Raw genomic sequence first — 18,010 nt, forward strand, 5'->3', positions numbered from 1 at the left:
AGCAATTTTTATGCTTCATTGCATAAATTTTCAAACCTATCACCATACTAAGCATAAAAACACTGTGAGGGTTATCTATGACACAATCTCTTTGGCTAGCAACGACCGACTCTGATTCCTTGCCATCATTGACGGCTTCAACTAAATGTGATGTTTGTATTATTGGAGGGGGTTTGACTGGACTATATACTGCTTATGTTTTAGCAAAAGCAGGTGTTGATGTTGTACTGCTTGAGGCAAATGCTAAGCTTAGTCATGGTACGACTGGTCATTCAACAGGAAAATTAACCGCCCAGCATGGCTTAGTTTATGCGAATCTTATCGAAAAGCTTTCTGTAGATGATGCTCGGCTTTACTATCAATTGAATCAGCTTGCTATAGAGAAAGCATTACAGTTATTACCTAAAGAGTCCATTCGGCAAGTGGATTCATTACTTTATTGTCAAACAAAAGAAGGCTACTCACAATTATTAAAAGAGTGGAACGCCTATAAAGTATTAAATATAAAGTCTAAGATTACCTCTGACACAGAGCTCCCTTTCCCTGTTACAAAAGCGCTCAGTATTGCACAACAGGCGCAAATAAATCCTGTAATGGTTAGCAATTTTCTTATTAAAGAGGCGTTATCAATGGGTGCAAAACTATATGCGAATACCCGTGTTCAGCAACTTCAAATTGCGCAAAATAACTTACATACCGAAAAAAATATATCGGTTCAATATAACAAGCTAATTTTGTGCACACATTATCCAATTGAAGCCTTCAAAGGGCTACAACTTTTAAAGCTTTCGAATAATCGCTCTTATATGGTCGCTAGTAAAATAACTGAGACGTTCCAAGGACAATATTTATCGGTTGATTTCCCTTCCCGTTCTATTCGTACAACGACAATAAACGATGAACATTACTTACTTCTCGGTGGGGCTAATCATATAGCCGGTGAAACGGCAAAAACCGAGCCCTATTATGACGCCATTCAAAATGAAATGAAAGCGCATTTTGGGCAGGAGCCACTTTATAGATGGTCGGCACAAGATATTGAAACACCAGACATGGTACCTTATGTCGGTAGAATCACAAAATCCTTACCTAATGTCTTTATAGCAACAGGGTATCGTAAATGGGGAATTTCTAATTCGTTCGTAGCTGGAGATTTACTGTCATCACTTATTACCGGGACTACAAATGACAACGATGCAAGTGCACTCTATTCGCCAGCACGCACGAAATTTGGTGCACAATTTATGCAAATGCTTAAGGTAGGAGGCTTCGTGGCAAAGGAATTTGTCTCAGGCCATATTAAAAATGGAAACGCGCCAACTTGTACACATTTAGGCTGTAAAACTAAATGGAATGAAGCCGACGAAACGTGGGATTGCCCATGTCACGGCTCACGTTTTAATTCCCAAGGTGAAGTGCTAGAGGGGCCAGCAGTGCAGCCACTGAAGCTTGACTAAAAAGGATAGCCCAAAAACGACGTACTAAAAGCATTTCCTCCAGCACCTAGTTCGACTGCAGAAGGCTGAGACAACAGAAAAAAGTGTTAGATTAACTACAGACAGTCAATCTAACACTTTTTGCATTGCCGTTGATGTCTGCTACGGCGGGCGCTTTCCTCAGGCACATTGTAAGCAACAACCGTCGCTATAGCGCCGCCTGTTGCGTCTAACGTTTTGTGCGTTCCCACAGGAGTCGCCACCTCCGCTAACATCAACTAGTACTCTATTTTAACTTTTACGTACTTCATGAAAATTCACTAAAAATTTTGTTCATCTTTTTTAAAATTTAAAGTTTTGCCCCATCCTCATTCTTAAGTTAGGGTCATACTCTAACTTATTTTAATGCTTCAGTTAACACAGGTACGATTTGCTTTTTACGAGAAACAACACCTGGTAATACAACACGACTGTTTGTAAGCTCAGCACCAAATGCTTTTGCTGCAGCTTCTGCAACTTGTCCAATTGCAACAGCTGTTGAATCATTGTTTAAAATATCTGTTACCACAAAGAAGAATAAGTCTAAGCCATTTTCAGCAACATTTTTGTTTAAAAGAATTTCTAATTCCTCTTGTCTACCAAGTACATCATTAATATCGACAGCATTTACTTGAGCCACTACTGATTTATATTCACCGAATTGGAACTCTTTAGCATCTAATGATAAAAGGTCTTCTAATGATTTATCTGAAAGATCAGCGCCTGCTTTCAACATTGCTAGACCATAGTCAGCAGCGTCAACTCCTGCGATTGTTGCTAGCTCTTGTGCTGCTTTTACATCCTGTTCTGTACAAGTTGGTGATTTGAATAATAATGTATCAGAAATAATAGCAGATAACATTAAACCAGCAATATTTGATGGTACTTTAACATCGTTTTCCTTAAAAATTTTATTTAAAATAGTTGCTGTACAACCAACTGGCTCTGCACGATAATACAATGGGTCTGCTGTTTGGAAGTTTGCAATACGGTGGTGGTCAATTACCTCTGTAATTTGTACTTCTTCAATTCCATCAGCCGATTGTTGGAATTCATTATGGTCTACAAGAATAACTTTTTCCGCTTCCCCTACTACGGAAGTAATTAAACGAGGTGCCTCAAAGCCAAATTTCTCTAGGGCATATTTTGTTTCGTTATTTACTTCACCAAGACGTACTGCTTCAGTATCTACACCAATTTGTTGTTTTAAATATGCATATACTATTGCAGATGTAATCGTATCTGTATCTGGATTTTTATGTCCGAAAACTAAAACTTTACTCATTAATACTTTTCCTCCTAAATGGCTTCTACATTTTCATTTATTTTAACATAATTTATGACAGAACATGATATAAAGTATAACTTTCATCATCCTGCCTTTTCGTTAACTATCTTCTTGTTCATTCATGCTGAGCTATACTATAATAAAAGCATTCCCCTTCATTTTGTAGTTTATCTATTTTTTACCATACACTTTTTTACTTTTTCTATGTTAAGCATAAATTTCCTTATTTTAGATAGATATATAGTTGTGATTTTTATACAAGAAACGATAATTTTATGCTATTATCATGTAGTCAAAATTTTTTAGGAATTACAGGAATGGGGATTATGATGACAAAGAAGATGGAAAAAAAGTATATTCCTTTAGCAAGCTATTTTGACGTAGCTTCGCAAAATGAGATTACATTATCCTTTAGCGCATTAGAAAACATTATGGGACAAGCTTTACCCAATGCTGCATACTTGAATAAGAGCTGGTGGAAAAAAACAAAGCCCCCTCTTACGCACTTTTTATCTTGGACAAATGCAGGTTATTATGTCATTGATGTCAAATTGGGCACGAGTGTCACTTTCTCTCGCACACAAGAGAAAATACCTTCGGACAATATTTCTGAAAATAACGAAAATACTTCTGCGTACATAATCCGAGCGATTGAAGCAACAGATGCTAGAGCATTTATTCTTTTACAAGAAGAAATCCTTCAGCAAACTGACTTTTTGTATAATGTAGAAAATGAGTTAGAGCTTACCGTACAGCAGCTAAGAAAAGACCTAACTTATTGGAAGCAATTAAAAAACCGCACGATTTTGCTTTGCATATTAAATGGCACATTTGCGGGCTATGCCGTTGTCCATGGTTATAAGCATTCTAAAGCTAAACATGTTGCATCAATTCACATGGCCGTTAAGAAAGAACACCAACGAAAAGGTATCGGTTCAGCACTTATGAATGCAGTGGAAGACTGGGCTAGTAAAAGAGATATTTCCCGCTTAGAATTATCCGTTATGGAGCACAATGATGCTGCGTTACAGTTATTTAAAAAACATGGGTTTCAGCAAGAAGGAACCCGCGCCAATGCTATTAAACTAAAAGATACGTTTAAGGCTGAATATAGCTTTAGCAAAATTTTATAAATTATTTCCCAAGGATGTCTAATGCCTTATTTGGACATCTTTTTTTACTTCTAATTCGAAATTACCTATCGCAAAAAACGTATAGATTAGCAGTTGTTCCCCAATCTATACGCTGTATTTTATTAAAATACTTGCTTCTCTCTTGCAATATCTAAAAACAATAAATTATTTTCTACTTGTTCATACGATTGTTGATATTTCTCATAGCGCTCTTTATCTTGGCTTATCATTTCCTCAATCAATGCATGCATAAAAGAAAACAATACAGGTACAATGTCCAAAGAAGATTGATTTTTCAAGCCTAATGCAAACAAAGCACTTGCATAATCCCTTATTGGAGACAACGCCGAACCTGTAATAGCAATGATTTTCACCTTTTTCATTTTAGCAATTTCAACAATTGTTTTTACATCATTGGATTGTTTATCACATGAAAAGACGATTAACGTAGTACGTTCGCTCATACTGTTTATTTGTTGAACGAGATCATCGGAATCTGTACGTAGCTGCTTTATATTTGTTCGTAAAGTTTTCAACGTATACGATAACCAATTTGCAACTGAAGCATCTTGGCGTGCACCTAAAATATAAATAGTATCTGCTTCATGCATCCATTTAGAGCTTTTCTGAAGCATATTATCATTAATTAGATGTATTGTATCTTGAATGTTTTGCATATCGCGTTGCATTACCTTACCAAAGCTAGAAGTCCTCTGCTTGCTCGTCATATATGTGGATTGGAGAGGCGTTCCCTCATTTTGAGAGTTTAAATAACTTCTTAATTCCTCCTGTAGCTCGACATAACCTGACAAATCCATTGCATAACAAAAACGAATAACGGTTGATTCACTTACATTCGCCTGTCTACCCACTTCAGCCGCCCCATTGGCAATCACAACCGCTGGATTACTCATAACAAATTGCGCGACTTTACGTTGTCCTTTTGATAGCCTTACATACCTTTTCTTTATATCTTCTTTTATACTCATTCCTAACAACCTTTCTTTCAAAGAAATTATCACGAATGGAGATTATTCCCTACTGATTCTAAATTCGATTAAAAATACAGTATCACGATTACAATTTGAATACAATGACTTTTCAGAAAAATCTTTAACACATTAATACACTAATGTGATAGTTCGTAATAAATTGACATATAATTTATATATTCATAACATTAAAAATATTTTTATTAACTTGGTAATCTAACTGTATATAATATTCAATTCGAAATTTTAACATATTTCAGAAAAATATGTATAAAAATAAACTTTTATTTTTTTATTAAATGTTGAGCATTTTAAAAAGTCTTGGATTCAGTTAGAATCCAAGACTTTCTTTTTTACTCTAATTCAATTTGTTTTGTTTCTGTCCCTAAAAATATAACGCCAATGACCCCGATAATTATCGCACCACAGAATATCGCAAAAATAAAGCCGATATCATAGCCTGCTGTTAACAAGGATCCTACTAATAACGGCCCAAAAATACCGCCAATTCTTCCAACTGCTGCTGCCATACCTGCACCTGTACCGCGAATTACTGCTGGATACTGTTCCGGTGTGTAAGCGTAGAGTGCTCCCCATGCACCTAAGTTAAAGAAAGATAAAAACATACCCGATATTAATAGCACTGCCATCGTGTCTGCATTACCGAAAATGAAAGCACTTACAGCCGTTCCAATTAAATAGGAAACAAGTACAAATTTGCGTCCGAACTTTTCGATAAACCATGCAGCTGTGAAGTATCCTGGCAGCTGAGCTAACGTCATAATCAGTACATACTTAAAGCTAGTAATCATATCAAAACCTTTTCCCACCATTACGCTCGGCAACCATAAAAACATTCCGTAATACGAGAATACAACGGTGAACCAAAGCACCCATAACATTAATGTCGAACGTGCATATTTTTTCGACCATACTTCCCGTATATTGAGAAAGACACTGCGCTTTTTAGATTCAGCCTTTGCAGTAAACTGCGGTGAATCTGGCAAATGCCAACGTAGGTAAATAGCGTACACAGCAGGAATTGCTGTTAATAATAAAGCTACACGCCATCCCCATGTAGGTATGACAAAATAAGAAATGAGTGCTGCAATTAGCCAACCTGCTGCCCAAAAGCTTTCCAGCAATACGACTACTCTTCCACGTTCTTTCGCCTCTACACTCTCAGAAACAAGTGTAGATGCTACTGGTAGTTCTCCACCGAGCCCCATTCCTACTAAAAAACGTAACGCCATAAATGCTACTAATGTTGTTGTAAATGCAGAAATGCCGCTTGCTACGGAAAATAGAATTAGTGTCCACATAAAAACTTGCTTACGCCCGACTTTATCGGCAAATATTCCAAATGCAAGTGCCCCTACTGCCATACCAATCGAATTGATGCTACCAATCCAGCCCATTTGACTTTTTGTTAAATCCCAATCTACCGCTAACGCTGTAATAACAAAAGATAAAATACCGACGTCCATCGCATCAAAGAGCCAGCCAACACCTGCAACACCTAGGAGCTTGTTACGTGAAATGGATTGTTCTGTCTTTATTGTTGTCATAATAACCACCTGTCTTTACACATGACTTTACATTACGAGTTTACTATACAGTTGTTTCGAGAAAGTGACAAGTAAAATTCAAATGACCGAATTGTTTAGACAATTTAATAATTGCTATTGAAAATATATAGTCATTTGCGTTAAAATGTCTCTTATACAAAAACAACTGTTCTTTCTATGAGAACAAAAGGAGATCGTTACGTTATGTGGAAAGGCCTTATTGAAGAATATAAACAATTTTTACCCGTAACAGAAAATACACCTGCTCTAACATTAAACGAAGGCAATACGCCTCTTATACATTTAGTTAATCTATCAAAACAGCTTGGTATCGAGCTTTATGGTAAAATAGAAGGCGCAAATCCAACCGGCTCTTTCAAGGACCGTGGTATGGTATTTGCGGTAGCAAAGGCTATTGAGGACGGTAGTAAATGTGTAATTTGTGCCTCAACAGGAAATACTTCCGCAGCAGCTGCAGCTTACGCAACTCGCGCAGGTATTCAGTCGATTGTAGTTATTCCTAAAGGGAAAGTAGCCCTTGGTAAACTAGCACAAGCGACAATGTACGGTGCAAAAATTATTGAAATCGATGGCAATTTCGATGATGCTTTAAATATTGTGCGCCAAGTAAGTGAAACGACGCCAGTAGCACTTGTCAATTCAGTTAACCCATACCGTATTGAAGGGCAAAAAACAGCTTCATTTGAAATTGTGGACGCTTTAGGCTCTGCTCCAGACTATTTATGCATTCCAGTTGGGAACGCAGGTAACATTACTGCTTACTGGAAAGGCTTTAAAGAATATAACGATGTGAAAGCTTCAGGTTTACCAAAAATGTACGGCTTTGAAGCAGAAGGAGCCGCAGCAATTGTAAAAGGTGAAGCAATCCCTAACCCAGAAACAATTGCAACAGCTATCCGTATCGGTAACCCTGCCAGCTGGCAATTTGCTGAAGCAGCTCGTGATGAGTCTGGCGGTATTATTGATTCTGTAACAGACGAAGAAATTATATCAGCTTACAAGCTAATCGCAGGAACTGAAGGGATTTTTGTTGAGCCCGGTTCAGCTGCATCATTAGCAGGTGTTATTAAATCTGTTGAAAACGGTAAAATAGCTAAAGGCTCAAAAGTCGTGACAGTATTTACTGGTAACGGGTTAAAAGATCCTGACACTGCAATGAACGTTTCAACAGTAAACGTCGTATCTCTTAAAAATGATGAAGAAGAAATTCGTAAATATATCGAGGGTGTACTATGAGTAAAAAGTGGCAAATTACCGTTCCTGGGAGCACAGCCAATTTAGGCCCTGGCTTTGATTCTATCGGACTCGGCTTGTCTCTTTATTTGAAATTAGATGTTTCCCTACAGGATAGTTGGGAGATCATACATCTCGATGACAACGGTCCTAGTGAATTTGAGCTAGAACAACATTTACTATACATTATCGCCAAAAAAATTGCTGATCAGTATAATAAACAATTACCTGCTTGCCGTGTTGAAATGGCAAGTGAACTACCATTAGCTCGTGGTTTAGGAAGTAGCGCTGCTGTCATTGTTGCGGGTATTGAGCTAGCTAACCAATTATGCGATTTAAAGTTAACTATACAGGATAAACTAAATTTATCTTCTCAAATTGAAGGGCATCCTGATAATGCGACTGCCTCAGTACTTGGCGGCTTGACGATTTCCTCAATGGATGAAAACGGAATAGTAGATACATTCCATGTAAACGATATTAATGCTTCTTTTGTTGTGTATGTACCAGATGTTGAGCTAAAAACGAGTGAGTCTCGCTCCGTTTTACCAAAACAATTGGATCGAGCATATGCAGTACATGCTTCTGCAAATGCTAATATGCTAGCTGCATCTTTAATGTCACGAGATTTTAAACGTGCAGGACATTACATGGAAGCGGATTTGTTCCATGAACCTTTCCGGTCAACATTGATACCACAATATGCAGAAATCCGTGAAGCTGCAAAAGCACATGGGGCATACGGCACAGCATTAAGTGGAGCAGGTCCGACACTCATTTCCATTATTCCAACTACGATTGCTGATAACTTTGTTACAACAATGCAATCAAAATTCCCAGAACATCAAATCATTTTAACGAAGGCCGATGAGCATGGTGTACAAGTAAAATAAGTGTAGAACGTCTACTTCAAAGTAGGCGTTTTTTCTTGAAGGAGGAAGTACAGTGAAACCAATTATATTTTGCGATTTTGATGGTACTATTACAGAAACAGATAATATTGTCTCTCTGATGACGCATTTCGTTCCTGAGCAATCTGAGAAAATTGCAAAGGCAATGATGGCTCAAACAATTAGCTTTAAAGAAGGTATTACTGCTATGTTTGATCTTTTATCGACTAGCCAAAAAGATGATATCATTCAATATTTGATGGAGACCGCTGTTATCCGTGAGGGCTTTAGCGAATTTGTCCGCTATGCACAGGAGCACGACATTCCATTTTACATTGTTAGTGGCGGTGTAGATTTTTTCATTCAACCATTGCTTGAAAGATTCGGCCCCTTTTCAGGAATTTATTGCAATAGTGCTGACTTTTCTGGAGAGCAAATTACTGTTGTCTATCCTCATAGCTGCGATGAACAATGTGCAAAATTTTCTACACAAAGTTGTGGTTGTTGCAAGCCAACCGTCATGCGAGAAATGGCACAGCACGATCAATTTAAAATCGTTATCGGTGACTCTATTTCCGATTTTGAAGCTGCTAAACAAGCAGATTTAGTATTAGCTAGGGAGCAATTAATTGATCGCTGTAAAGATTTACATATCCCCTATAAGCCTTTTAACACTTTTTATGACTGCTTAGAGTCAGTTAAAGAATTAATAGAAGCATAATAAAAGGAATCTAGCCGATAAGACTAGATTCCTTTTTTAAATAGCAAGTTAAGCACTTACGCTAATAATACTAAACTAATAGCCATCACTGCCATTCCGGCAACTAAACCATACATTGATAAATGTGTTTCATCGTACCTCTGTGCGGCTGGTAGTAGCTCATCTAATGATATAAATACCATTATTCCTGCCACACCTGCAAATACTATACCGAACATGACATCCGATAAAAACGGCATTAATAGCAAGTAAGCTACTAGCGCACCAACAGGCTCTGCTAACCCTGATAAAAAGGAAAGTTTAAATGCTTTTCTACGATTTCCTGTAGCAAAATAAATAGGAACGGACACAGCAATTCCTTCAGGGATATTATGAATGGCTACAGCAATTGCAATCGCAATACCGACATTCGGGTCATTCATAGCAGACATAAATGTTGCTATGCCTTCAGGAAAATTGTGAATTCCTATTGCAAGTGCAGTGAATACGCCCATTTTCATTAAGTGGCTTTCATCTACCTGTGGTTTAATAGCATTAACATCTTCCACAAGCTTTACTTCATGAGGATTAGTCGATTTCGGAATAAATTTATCAATCAAAGCTATAAATAACATTCCGCCAAAGAAACCTGCTATCGTCATCCAATAACCATTAGTTGTACCTAAGGCATTGGTTAATGCATCCTTTGCTTTCACAAAAATTTCTACAAGTGACACATAAATCATAACCCCCGCCGAAAAACCAAGAGCTATTGATAAAAATTTAGTATTAGTTCTTGAGGTGAAAAATGCAATTAAACTCCCTACTCCTGTTGCAAGTCCAGCAAAAAGGGTTAACCCTAAAGCAAACAAAATTTGTCCTTCCAATTCCTTCTTCCTTTTCTCTTTTTTTTATTGTACTCATCTTAGCTTAAAAGTTTCCTATAAGCAATTCTTTTTTGTAAGGAAAATATTTAATGGATGTCCCATAAAAAATTTCATAAAAAAGCAGCACCTTGTGAATACGGTACTGCTGATAAATACATAATTTGGGCTATCTATAGCGTAAAAATCCACTTCGCTTTCTGCTGGCACTTTGTAAGCCGCCTGTTGCGTCTTACCTATTATAGTGCTGTTCCTGCAGGTGTCTTCGTGGATTTTTACTTAGCTATATTTAAATAACCTGCTAGCAATGCTATAAGAATTCAGAATTGTTTGGGTGACTGGCACTTAGTTTTTGGGTTTAAACAGTCGCTTACGTCGCTCATACCAAAAAACGCAAATGATGAACCAAGTGTAACCTATACTCCACCCAGCTAGCACATCGGATGCAAAATGCCGTGCTCCTGCTACTCGTGATAGACCAATAAGGATGGTTAGCACAACTGCGCCTATCCAAAGCTGTATTTGACGTGCCTTAGTGTTATTTTCGGATAATAAATAAGCAACAGTAAATAAATACAGTATGCCCGACATAGCATGTCCAGACGGAAAACTAAATGATGTTAATTGATCTTCTATATCAGGGCGCTGACGTTGCACCCATTTTTTCAACATTTGATTTAACACATTCCCTACGGCAAATGTTAACACTACAAATAACATGCCTCGGTAATTTTTCGCTCTCCATGCTAAATATAAAATTAATATAATAGCGACCCCGACTACAAATTTTGGCTCACCAATATAATGAAAAATTTCTATAAACCGATTGCCAAACAGTATTTCTGCCACTTTTTTATCGAAACTTAAAATCATGTCACTCTGGTATGTTAAGCGCAACGCAAAAAATACAATAAGTGTTAAAATCGCTAATGGATATGACCATTTTTTTATCAAAATTTCACCTCAAAGCACATTCACGCAATGTTTTTTCACATCATACCATAATTAGGTGAACTTGAGGAAAATATACGACATCTGATTTATAGCATAAAAATGTACTTAATTATATTAGCTAATATAATGGATTCTTCATTCGGCTTATTAAAGTAATTTGAAAGCGCTAATGCTACGATAAATAAAATAGCAACGATAGGTAGTATTTTTCTAAACAACATCAACACTCCCTCACTTTTTATTCTTCTATAGTTCAAACTATTTCAATAATACAGGGTCGAATAACCAATCTTTCGGTCCGAAGTTTCGATCTTTTTCCCCTCTAACTTCTCGAGAAATACGATTATTAATAATTAAGTCTCTAAACTTTCTACTGAATATTGTTTTTCTGTAAAGATAGCTGCCATCATGACTCCACTCTGAAGAATAGAATACATCTCCATTTAATTTCATAATATCCTTCGCATCGTAAATATCAGGGCCTAGAATTACACCACTTAACCCACATTTGCAAGGTGGCTGCTCAGTCGCAAAATACAGCTTTATTCTTTCAGCATTACTATACGGTAGCATTTGTGTAGGTATTATTTGATACGCAGGTTGCTTCCCTACTTCTGATCCGCTATGAATTACTTCTAGAAGTTCATAGCCTTCAATATTTGCTTGTTTCATTAATGCTACTAATTCTTCAGAGGCCACCCAGTAACCACTCACATGGACTAAATGACGATCTTTCATTTGCGAAGTATCAATAACTAAAGGTGAAAGTTGCTCTTTTTCCATAAGCCCACAATGCTTACAATATGTACTTATTGAAAATAAAGTGCCTCGATCATCTAAAAACATTTCTGGCGAGTTGCCCGTAGAGTTTAACGTAAATAATGGCGTTTGTTCATATTCGCTGTCTGAAAAGTCAAAATAGAAACGTTCCCCAATAGATACAATGCCCAACTCATGTTCCAACGATTTATATAATGCTGCCACCTGCTCATACGTCACATCTTCATTTAAAGTAAAAATAGGATTAAAAGATGCCTTCAAATTTCTTTTTCTGATTTCAGGCGCACCTACATAAATACCGTAGCGATTATAAACTTTAATGACTTGATCTTGGTTAGATTCATCTATAGAGATTAAATTTTCAAGTTCTACTTTCAAATTATACGCCTACCTTTATTAAAGTTTTTTCGTGAGTATGCTGTCTAGCTAGTAACATCCTTAAAAAATCTACTACATTTTCTACTATATAATTAAATAGTTAAACTGCTTATTTCAACGATATATTCTCTTAAACTATTACTCACTATGGAAAAAATTACTTAACCTCGATTAATCTAAGCGTACCAGTACTTATACCACCATTTCAACGTTGGGTTTACGCCAGTTTTTTGGCGGACTTCGCTAATTTTTTGGCGTGATTTGGCGGTAACGAAAAAAACACCGCCAAAAAGTGGCGGTGTACATTCAATTTTATAGGTATTTAGTTATATCATAATAAGAAATTGTCCTGATTAATATTATAGTGTCTTTACATTACCTAAACACTATCCTTTTATAGAAAAATATAACAATTAACTTTTATACTAACATATTGCTAAGCTATAGTAAATTCATTCGTTCAGCAAGATTTACTGCTTCTGTTCGCGAATCTACATTTAGCAAGGAAAACAGTTGTGTTAAATATCTCTCAGTTGTTCGTTGAGGAATGTTTAACTCTATAGCTATTGCTTTATTTGTATGCCCTTCAGCAATCAATCTTAAAATTTTCTTTTCTTTTTCATTTAAATGTATATCGAGCTTAGCATCTTGTAATTTAAAACGATTATCTAGAAAGTCTAAGAAATTTTTCGGCAAAACAATTTCTCCATTTGCAATCGCACGAACCGTCCGTAAGATCTGCTCTTTAGAAGCCGTCTTAGCTAAAATCCCCTCTATTTTCTTTTCTAAAATTAGTGGGTAATAATCTGTAATGTCATCCCCCGTATAAAGGATTATCGAAGCATCTATTTGTATCGCTTTAATATTTCTCGCCAAATGAATGCCATTTTCTAAAGGCATATTGATATCAATTAGATAAATATCATATGGCTTGTCTTTAATTTTCGGTATTACAGAAGTTGCATCACTCTCTGTATCAACTAAAATGTCTTCATTCTCTTTAAATAAATTTTTCGTTCCCTCTAACACAATAGGATGATCATCCACTATGAGCATTGTTATCAAGTGTGTCACTTCCTTCTTTTACAGTAATTCTAATAGACATCCCTTCATTAACTTGAGTATCAATGTAAAAGTGTCCATCAAATGCTTTTACACGCTCTTGCATACCACGGATTCCCATCGATTCAGCAACAATAATATCATTAACATTACAACCTACTCCATCATCGCTATAGATGATTTCAAATCCATTGTCCATTTCCTTGAGGTAAATTTCAACTGTTGACGCATAGGAATGTTTCAAAGCATTATTGAGTAATTCTTGAAATAGACGATAAATCATTAAATTCATTCGTTCATCCTCTAAATAAAGGCGGTCTATCGTATAAAGCAACAAAAAGTTAGCTCTTTCTGTTACTTTTCGAATGAGCTTTTCTAATGCGGCATTTAGACCTAATGTGTCTAATAATGGGGGCTTTAGATTCTCACAATATGCTCTTAAATCATGTAAAGATGCAACCATTTGTTTATGAATCTTGACAAGTTTTTGTTGGATTTCTGTATCATCTTTTGCATTTATTAAAACATCTACTTCACGAGCAATATGGAGTTGCTCTTGTAAATTAGTATCATGCAACTCTTGAGCTAATTGATATTTCTCCTCTTCAAACCTTAGCCATAACAGCTTATTTAGCCAAGGTAATTGACCTTCATCTGCTTGCTTCATATGCTTTAGTTCCTCTAACAGTTCTTCCACCATTTTTGTATTTTCAATAAAGTTATTTACATATAACAGGAGCAATTCGAGCCATAAAAGCTCTTCATCTTTTAAATGAATAGAATTGTTATGCCCCAATACTAAGGCTCTTTTGTAATGAGCATCTTGATGGAGGAAAGCTAGATAGACTTTGTCAATTTTCCGTATTTCTCCTAATTTCAAATCTTCCATTAGCATAGGATTTATCGGAACCTTTCCCTCAACCATTGAAGTAAACTGATTTGTGTCATAGTCATAGGTTAATACAAATACATGCTCAAGCTCTAGGTGCAGCGAAACTTCCTGAGCAAACTTTTCTAGAAGCTCGTCTAATTTAATCGTCTTACCAATTCTATCTACAGCAGTATATAACTGATGTATATAATCTCCTTTAGTAGAAAACAAAATTTTTCGCTTGCGATAATCTACCTTTTCTTTTATGTAGAAAAGAACAATTAACGATAAAAAAGTAAATAATGAAACACCTGACATGATAGTCATAGTTAAAAATTTTCCCGCGATCCAATACAAACCAAAAGTAAACCATGCAGTAAAAATTACAGAAAATATGACATAGTAACGAAGCCTTGTAATATGATACTCAATGTCAAATAACCGTTCCGTTAGTTGTGTAAAAATAAAACTAAAAGGAATCAATAATAAAAATAAAGCACTGATTTCGGCGGAAAGCACGGGATGATGAAATAGAATATTTGGAAGTGCATAGAGAAATAAGAATGGAAGAAATGGAATCATTACACTATTCAATAAAATTTTTAACTGAGGTGATTTATATTTAAAATAACTAAACAATAAAATAATGAGTATTAAAATAAGTAAAAATAAAAAAGTAGCTAAAACAATATAAGAAAGAAAGTTATGCAAATTATTATTAATAATGCCAACATAACTAAGTAACATCGCAATTATAGGCAATAAATAAAGTACCTTAATATTGTTAAAAAGTAACCAATTAGCTTTTAAAAATGAAAAATAGTTTCTTAAAAAATGTAACAGTAACACTAAACATAACAACATACTACCTCGATTGGCCATAATTCCTATGATATCGAGACTACCAGAGGCACCAATACTCACATATGCCATGGAGACAGTTAGCATAAATAAGATGAGCAACCTTAAAAGCGAGTTGTTTTTCTGTTTATAATGCAAATAACATACAACAAATAATGTAAGAAAATAGTAACATGCAGGGATTAACAATATATAATAAAACCGTTCCGAAAAATCTAAACCACTTGGTTTAATATTAATAATTTCTCCGTTAGACTTTAATATTGTTAGTGAATTTGCAGCCCTAATTGTAAAATCATACTTAATATAAGAAATGTCTTCAATTTCAATATTATCTACTTTTAATACAATATCCCCCGCAGATATTTTCTGACCATCCACTAGTTGATCATGTGAATGCTCTATTACCCAGTTTCCCTTTTCTTCTATCAAATCTATACCCAAATAAGGCTTGCTATAAGGAACATATAGCAGGTAAACACCTAGCATTATGTAAACACTTATAGCAAGCATAAACCATTTTTGATTATATAAATTTAATTCCAAATAGGGTCTCTTAAGCATAGTACATCTTCGAATGAGTCAAGTATTGCCTGTTGTTCAATTGCAGAAACACCAATTAATGCAACTTTTTGTTCTTTTAACAGTGGTACTAGTGCTGGGTTTTCTTCTAGGTACTGAATTACATTAATCATAAAATCTCTCCTCATTTCATTAGTTTTATTAGGTATTCTTTACCTACCTTGTTTATAGCAACTTTTTCAAGATTATTCAATGCTTTTATCTTATAGAGATTTTTAATTGCAACCGCATAACGTATTGCACCACTATTTGTCAACTCAAGTTCTGTAACATTATTATCCAAAAATGTAACTATATCTTTATTATAATAGTTTATCACAGATTTTGATACACTATTTTTTTGTGCCATTAGATAAATAATTGGCAATGAATACTTTCTGTTTAAAAGATCATTTTTAGGTCCCCAAGTTTTTAAATCTAAAATATCATTTTTTATTTGTTGGATAATACCTATATATTTCCCGTACTCCTCTATTTCAGCAGTCACATTACCTTTTGCAAGTGCCTCACCAATGACGCAACTCATTGCTGTAAGAGACCCTGATTTTTGATCAATCATTTGTAAGTAGGATTGCTCATCTCGACAAGCATTAAGTACATCTAACTGCTGACCACTAATACTACGTAAAGCATATTGTTCAAGTAAACGCATGGCTATATCTTTATGTTCAAATGAAGTGTCATGTATAGCTCTAGATGACATTACGAGCAAGGCAAGTGCAGCATTTAAAGAAAGTTCAGGTGTTTTGCTCCAAATATAATCTGTATCCTTATCCTGCAAATCATCAATAATATCATAGGACAAAATTAGAAGTTCAATAGCTGCAGCAACTTTATATATATCTTCATTTAAACAATCAACAAATGCTTCATAATGCCAAAAACAGAGTTTACCAAATGAATAGCCCATTACTTTCTTTTCTGCTTTAAAACTTTTAAGCATTGATTTTAATTCATCACCAAGCATCAAATCATTTTCAATCAGACTGTCTAATGAATCATTAATACGTCCATCTATATCACCCAATAGTCCTCTACTCCCCTATACATATTGATAAATATTATACATATTAATGGGAATTAATTCTAGACTTTATGTGTTAAATGAATCACTCGCATTTTCTATTAATCACTATTATAAATACATAAATACCGCCAAAAAATGGCGGTATTTATAGATTGCACGCCATTTTTTTGCTAAGAAATAGTAAAAAAATGGCGGTGTCACAAAGGAGACCGCCAGTTTTTGGCGTTAACTGACCATTGAAATGGCGTCCTGACTGATGTTACGCTTAAGATAAGTAAAATACATTAGTATTGTATGTGACTCGATTTGCAATGCAAGCCTTATGATATTTTAAAGTTCTCTATAATATATTCTCCAACATTAAGGAGTGATTGAAATGACTAATGGAGTAAATGACAACGTGTTAATACTTACAGAAACTTTTTCATGTACAATTTCTGTCTCTGCAGAAGAAATTACTATTAAAAAGCCTTCTAATGAACAACAATCTATTGAACAATTGATCATTCAAGCTGAACAACGAGCTTATCAAGAAGCTTTAGCAGAGTATAAACATAAGTCTTCTATTTCTAACTTCATTTGTGATATTCCTGGATTTGAAGATACTTTTCAGCAAAAACTAGACACATATTTGGCGCAACATGACATTGTAAAAGTCCCAGAAAAAGGTTTACCATTATTGTCTTTAGTGAGCCCTTTTACATCTGGTTTGAATATCCATACACCGATGCTCTATAAAACTTCCCAGTACTGCATTGTTTACGCTAGAGGAACGCAGAATGGTCAAAATAGCAGTAACGTCGTTGAATTAAGCAGCTTTACAGACTCATCAACCGATTTCCCAAATATAGATCATAGTACTTCTTCAAAAATGGTTCATACAGTTACAGAGGAAAATGACGCCTATCAGTACTATCCAACCAATATTACTGGATTATTCATTAATAACAGCGGCATCTCTTTCAACATTAACTCAGCATTTAATATTTGGAGCAAAGCTTCCATTAAACATTAAGCAGATATTTTACGTTATGCACAGCTGTATGTGCTACTTGATTTAAGAGAAATTTATTGTTTACCTCAAATTTCACCCTTCTATGTGTGGCGAGGTGTGGCGCAATTTAACTAAAAACTCCTTGCCTTCCGTCCCTTTCACTTCCTAAAACAATCATTAACACCACCAATCCAACAAAAATACTTAGACTTCTAATTAATGGACTATCTCCTAAGTTAATTCCTAACTGTTCACACCCAGATCGCATTATGTTGCACTATTTAAGAAGTTAGATAACAAAAAAAAGAGGTGCCACA

General features: G+C 35.3%; 17 protein-coding genes. 6 read left to right on the plus strand and 11 right to left on the minus strand.

What is annotated here, in order from left to right:
• The first annotated feature begins 77 nt into the window (after window positions 1-77).
• Window positions 78-1,457 carry an FAD-dependent oxidoreductase gene (locus ACIP9C_RS18770; protein WP_401013038.1) on the plus strand — a complete coding sequence of 460 codons (1,380 nt, stop codon included), beginning with the start codon at window positions 78-80 and terminating at the stop codon, window positions 1,455-1,457.
• A gap of 376 nt (window positions 1,458-1,833) precedes the next feature.
• Here ACIP9C_RS18770 and ACIP9C_RS18775 read toward each other — a convergent pair whose 3' ends face one another.
• Complete coding sequence (locus ACIP9C_RS18775; protein WP_401013040.1) at window positions 1,834-2,760, minus strand: manganese-dependent inorganic pyrophosphatase; 927 nt, start codon at window positions 2,758-2,760, stop codon at window positions 1,834-1,836.
• A 329-nt stretch (window positions 2,761-3,089) separates the two neighbouring features.
• Here ACIP9C_RS18775 and ACIP9C_RS18780 point away from each other — a divergent pair, with 329 nt between their 5' ends.
• Window positions 3,090-3,896 carry a GNAT family N-acetyltransferase gene (locus ACIP9C_RS18780; protein ID WP_401013042.1) on the plus strand — a complete coding sequence of 269 codons (807 nt, stop codon included), beginning with the start codon at window positions 3,090-3,092 and terminating at the stop codon, window positions 3,894-3,896.
• Between the two features lie 122 nt (window positions 3,897-4,018).
• Here ACIP9C_RS18780 and ACIP9C_RS18785 read toward each other — a convergent pair whose 3' ends face one another.
• Both ACIP9C_RS18785 and ACIP9C_RS18790 read right to left on the minus strand, forming a co-directional pair.
• A complete protein-coding gene (locus ACIP9C_RS18785; RefSeq protein WP_401013044.1) occupies window positions 4,019-4,885 on the minus strand; it encodes a MurR/RpiR family transcriptional regulator in 867 nt (288 codons plus the stop codon).
• Between the two features lie 356 nt (window positions 4,886-5,241).
• The gene (locus ACIP9C_RS18790; RefSeq protein WP_401013046.1) at window positions 5,242-6,456 is read right to left on the minus strand and encodes an MFS transporter; all 1,215 of its coding nucleotides are present in this window, start codon (window positions 6,454-6,456) and stop codon (window positions 5,242-5,244) included.
• 204 nt (window positions 6,457-6,660) lie between these two features.
• Here ACIP9C_RS18790 and thrC point away from each other — a divergent pair, with 204 nt between their 5' ends.
• From thrC to ACIP9C_RS18805, 3 genes are read left to right on the plus strand one after another with little or no spacing between them, the layout of a single operon-like run.
• On the plus strand, window positions 6,661-7,713 hold the full coding sequence (gene thrC, locus ACIP9C_RS18795; RefSeq protein WP_401013048.1) for a threonine synthase: 1,053 nt from the start codon (window positions 6,661-6,663) through the stop codon (window positions 7,711-7,713).
• On the plus strand, window positions 7,710-8,603 hold the full coding sequence (gene thrB, locus ACIP9C_RS18800; protein ID WP_401013050.1) for a homoserine kinase: 894 nt from the start codon (window positions 7,710-7,712) through the stop codon (window positions 8,601-8,603). Before thrC ends, thrB begins: the two co-directional genes overlap by 4 nt.
• Before the next feature lie 52 nt (window positions 8,604-8,655).
• Window positions 8,656-9,321: a 2-hydroxy-3-keto-5-methylthiopentenyl-1-phosphate phosphatase gene (locus ACIP9C_RS18805; protein WP_401013052.1), complete on the plus strand. Its 666-nt coding sequence runs from the start codon at window positions 8,656-8,658 to the stop codon at window positions 9,319-9,321.
• Between the two features lie 56 nt (window positions 9,322-9,377).
• Here ACIP9C_RS18805 and zupT read toward each other — a convergent pair whose 3' ends face one another.
• From zupT to ACIP9C_RS18845, 8 genes are all read right to left on the minus strand, one after another.
• On the minus strand, window positions 9,378-10,187 hold the full coding sequence (gene zupT / locus ACIP9C_RS18810) for a zinc transporter ZupT (RefSeq protein ID WP_340821997.1): 810 nt from the start codon (window positions 10,185-10,187) through the stop codon (window positions 9,378-9,380).
• A gap of 342 nt (window positions 10,188-10,529) precedes the next feature.
• Window positions 10,530-11,135 carry a phosphatase PAP2 family protein gene (locus tag ACIP9C_RS18815; RefSeq protein ID WP_401013443.1) on the minus strand — a complete coding sequence of 202 codons (606 nt, stop codon included), beginning with the start codon at window positions 11,133-11,135 and terminating at the stop codon, window positions 10,530-10,532.
• A gap of 89 nt (window positions 11,136-11,224) precedes the next feature.
• Window positions 11,225-11,356 carry a hypothetical protein gene (locus tag ACIP9C_RS18820; RefSeq protein ID WP_401013460.1) on the minus strand — a complete coding sequence of 44 codons (132 nt, stop codon included), beginning with the start codon at window positions 11,354-11,356 and terminating at the stop codon, window positions 11,225-11,227.
• A gap of 40 nt (window positions 11,357-11,396) precedes the next feature.
• A complete protein-coding gene (locus ACIP9C_RS18825) occupies window positions 11,397-12,296 on the minus strand; it encodes a hypothetical protein (RefSeq protein ID WP_401013055.1) in 900 nt (299 codons plus the stop codon).
• 441 nt (window positions 12,297-12,737) lie between these two features.
• A complete protein-coding gene (locus ACIP9C_RS18830; protein WP_401013446.1) occupies window positions 12,738-13,352 on the minus strand; it encodes a response regulator in 615 nt (204 codons plus the stop codon).
• Window positions 13,336-15,579 carry a sensor histidine kinase gene (locus ACIP9C_RS18835; RefSeq protein WP_401013448.1) on the minus strand — a complete coding sequence of 748 codons (2,244 nt, stop codon included), beginning with the start codon at window positions 15,577-15,579 and terminating at the stop codon, window positions 13,336-13,338. Before ACIP9C_RS18835 ends, ACIP9C_RS18830 begins: the two co-directional genes overlap by 17 nt.
• Before the next feature lie 47 nt (window positions 15,580-15,626).
• Window positions 15,627-15,785 carry a competence pheromone ComX gene (gene comX, locus ACIP9C_RS18840; protein ID WP_139860011.1) on the minus strand — a complete coding sequence of 53 codons (159 nt, stop codon included), beginning with the start codon at window positions 15,783-15,785 and terminating at the stop codon, window positions 15,627-15,629.
• Between the two features lie 11 nt (window positions 15,786-15,796).
• Entirely contained in the window at window positions 15,797-16,699 is a 903-nt protein-coding gene (locus ACIP9C_RS18845; protein ID WP_401013057.1) for a polyprenyl synthetase family protein, read from the minus strand.
• A 376-nt stretch (window positions 16,700-17,075) separates the two neighbouring features.
• Here ACIP9C_RS18845 and ACIP9C_RS18850 point away from each other — a divergent pair, with 376 nt between their 5' ends.
• Window positions 17,076-17,714, plus strand: coding sequence for a hypothetical protein (locus ACIP9C_RS18850; RefSeq protein ID WP_401013059.1), 639 nt, complete (start codon window positions 17,076-17,078; stop codon window positions 17,712-17,714).
• Window positions 17,715-18,010: the final 296 nt, after the last annotated feature.

Origin of the sequence: Lysinibacillus sp. NPDC093210 (assembly GCF_044753985.1) — a bacterium.
Lineage (GTDB): Bacteria > Bacillota > Bacilli > Bacillales_A > Planococcaceae > Lysinibacillus.

Excerpts from the sequence above, each read along its gene's own strand:
- ACIP9C_RS18770 (WP_401013038.1), top strand. The coding sequence starts at position 78 with ATGACACAATCTCTTTGGCTAGCAACGACCGACTCTGATTCCTTGCCA.
- ACIP9C_RS18775 (WP_401013040.1), bottom strand. The coding sequence starts at position 2,760 with ATGAGTAAAGTTTTAGTTTTCGGACATAAAAATCCAGATACAGATACG.
- ACIP9C_RS18780 (WP_401013042.1), top strand. The coding sequence starts at position 3,090 with ATGATGACAAAGAAGATGGAAAAAAAGTATATTCCTTTAGCAAGCTAT.
- ACIP9C_RS18785 (WP_401013044.1), bottom strand. The coding sequence starts at position 4,885 with ATGAGTATAAAAGAAGATATAAAGAAAAGGTATGTAAGGCTATCAAAA.
- ACIP9C_RS18790 (WP_401013046.1), bottom strand. The coding sequence starts at position 6,456 with ATGACAACAATAAAGACAGAACAATCCATTTCACGTAACAAGCTCCTA.
- thrC (WP_401013048.1), top strand. The coding sequence starts at position 6,661 with ATGTGGAAAGGCCTTATTGAAGAATATAAACAATTTTTACCCGTAACA.
- thrB (WP_401013050.1), top strand. The coding sequence starts at position 7,710 with ATGAGTAAAAAGTGGCAAATTACCGTTCCTGGGAGCACAGCCAATTTA.
- ACIP9C_RS18830 (WP_401013446.1), bottom strand. The coding sequence starts at position 13,352 with ATGCTCATAGTGGATGATCATCCTATTGTGTTAGAGGGAACGAAAAAT.
- ACIP9C_RS18835 (WP_401013448.1), bottom strand. The coding sequence starts at position 15,579 with ATGCTAGGTGTTTACCTGCTATATGTTCCTTATAGCAAGCCTTATTTG.
- comX (WP_139860011.1), bottom strand. The coding sequence starts at position 15,785 with ATGATTAATGTAATTCAGTACCTAGAAGAAAACCCAGCACTAGTACCA.
- ACIP9C_RS18850 (WP_401013059.1), top strand. The coding sequence starts at position 17,076 with ATGACTAATGGAGTAAATGACAACGTGTTAATACTTACAGAAACTTTT.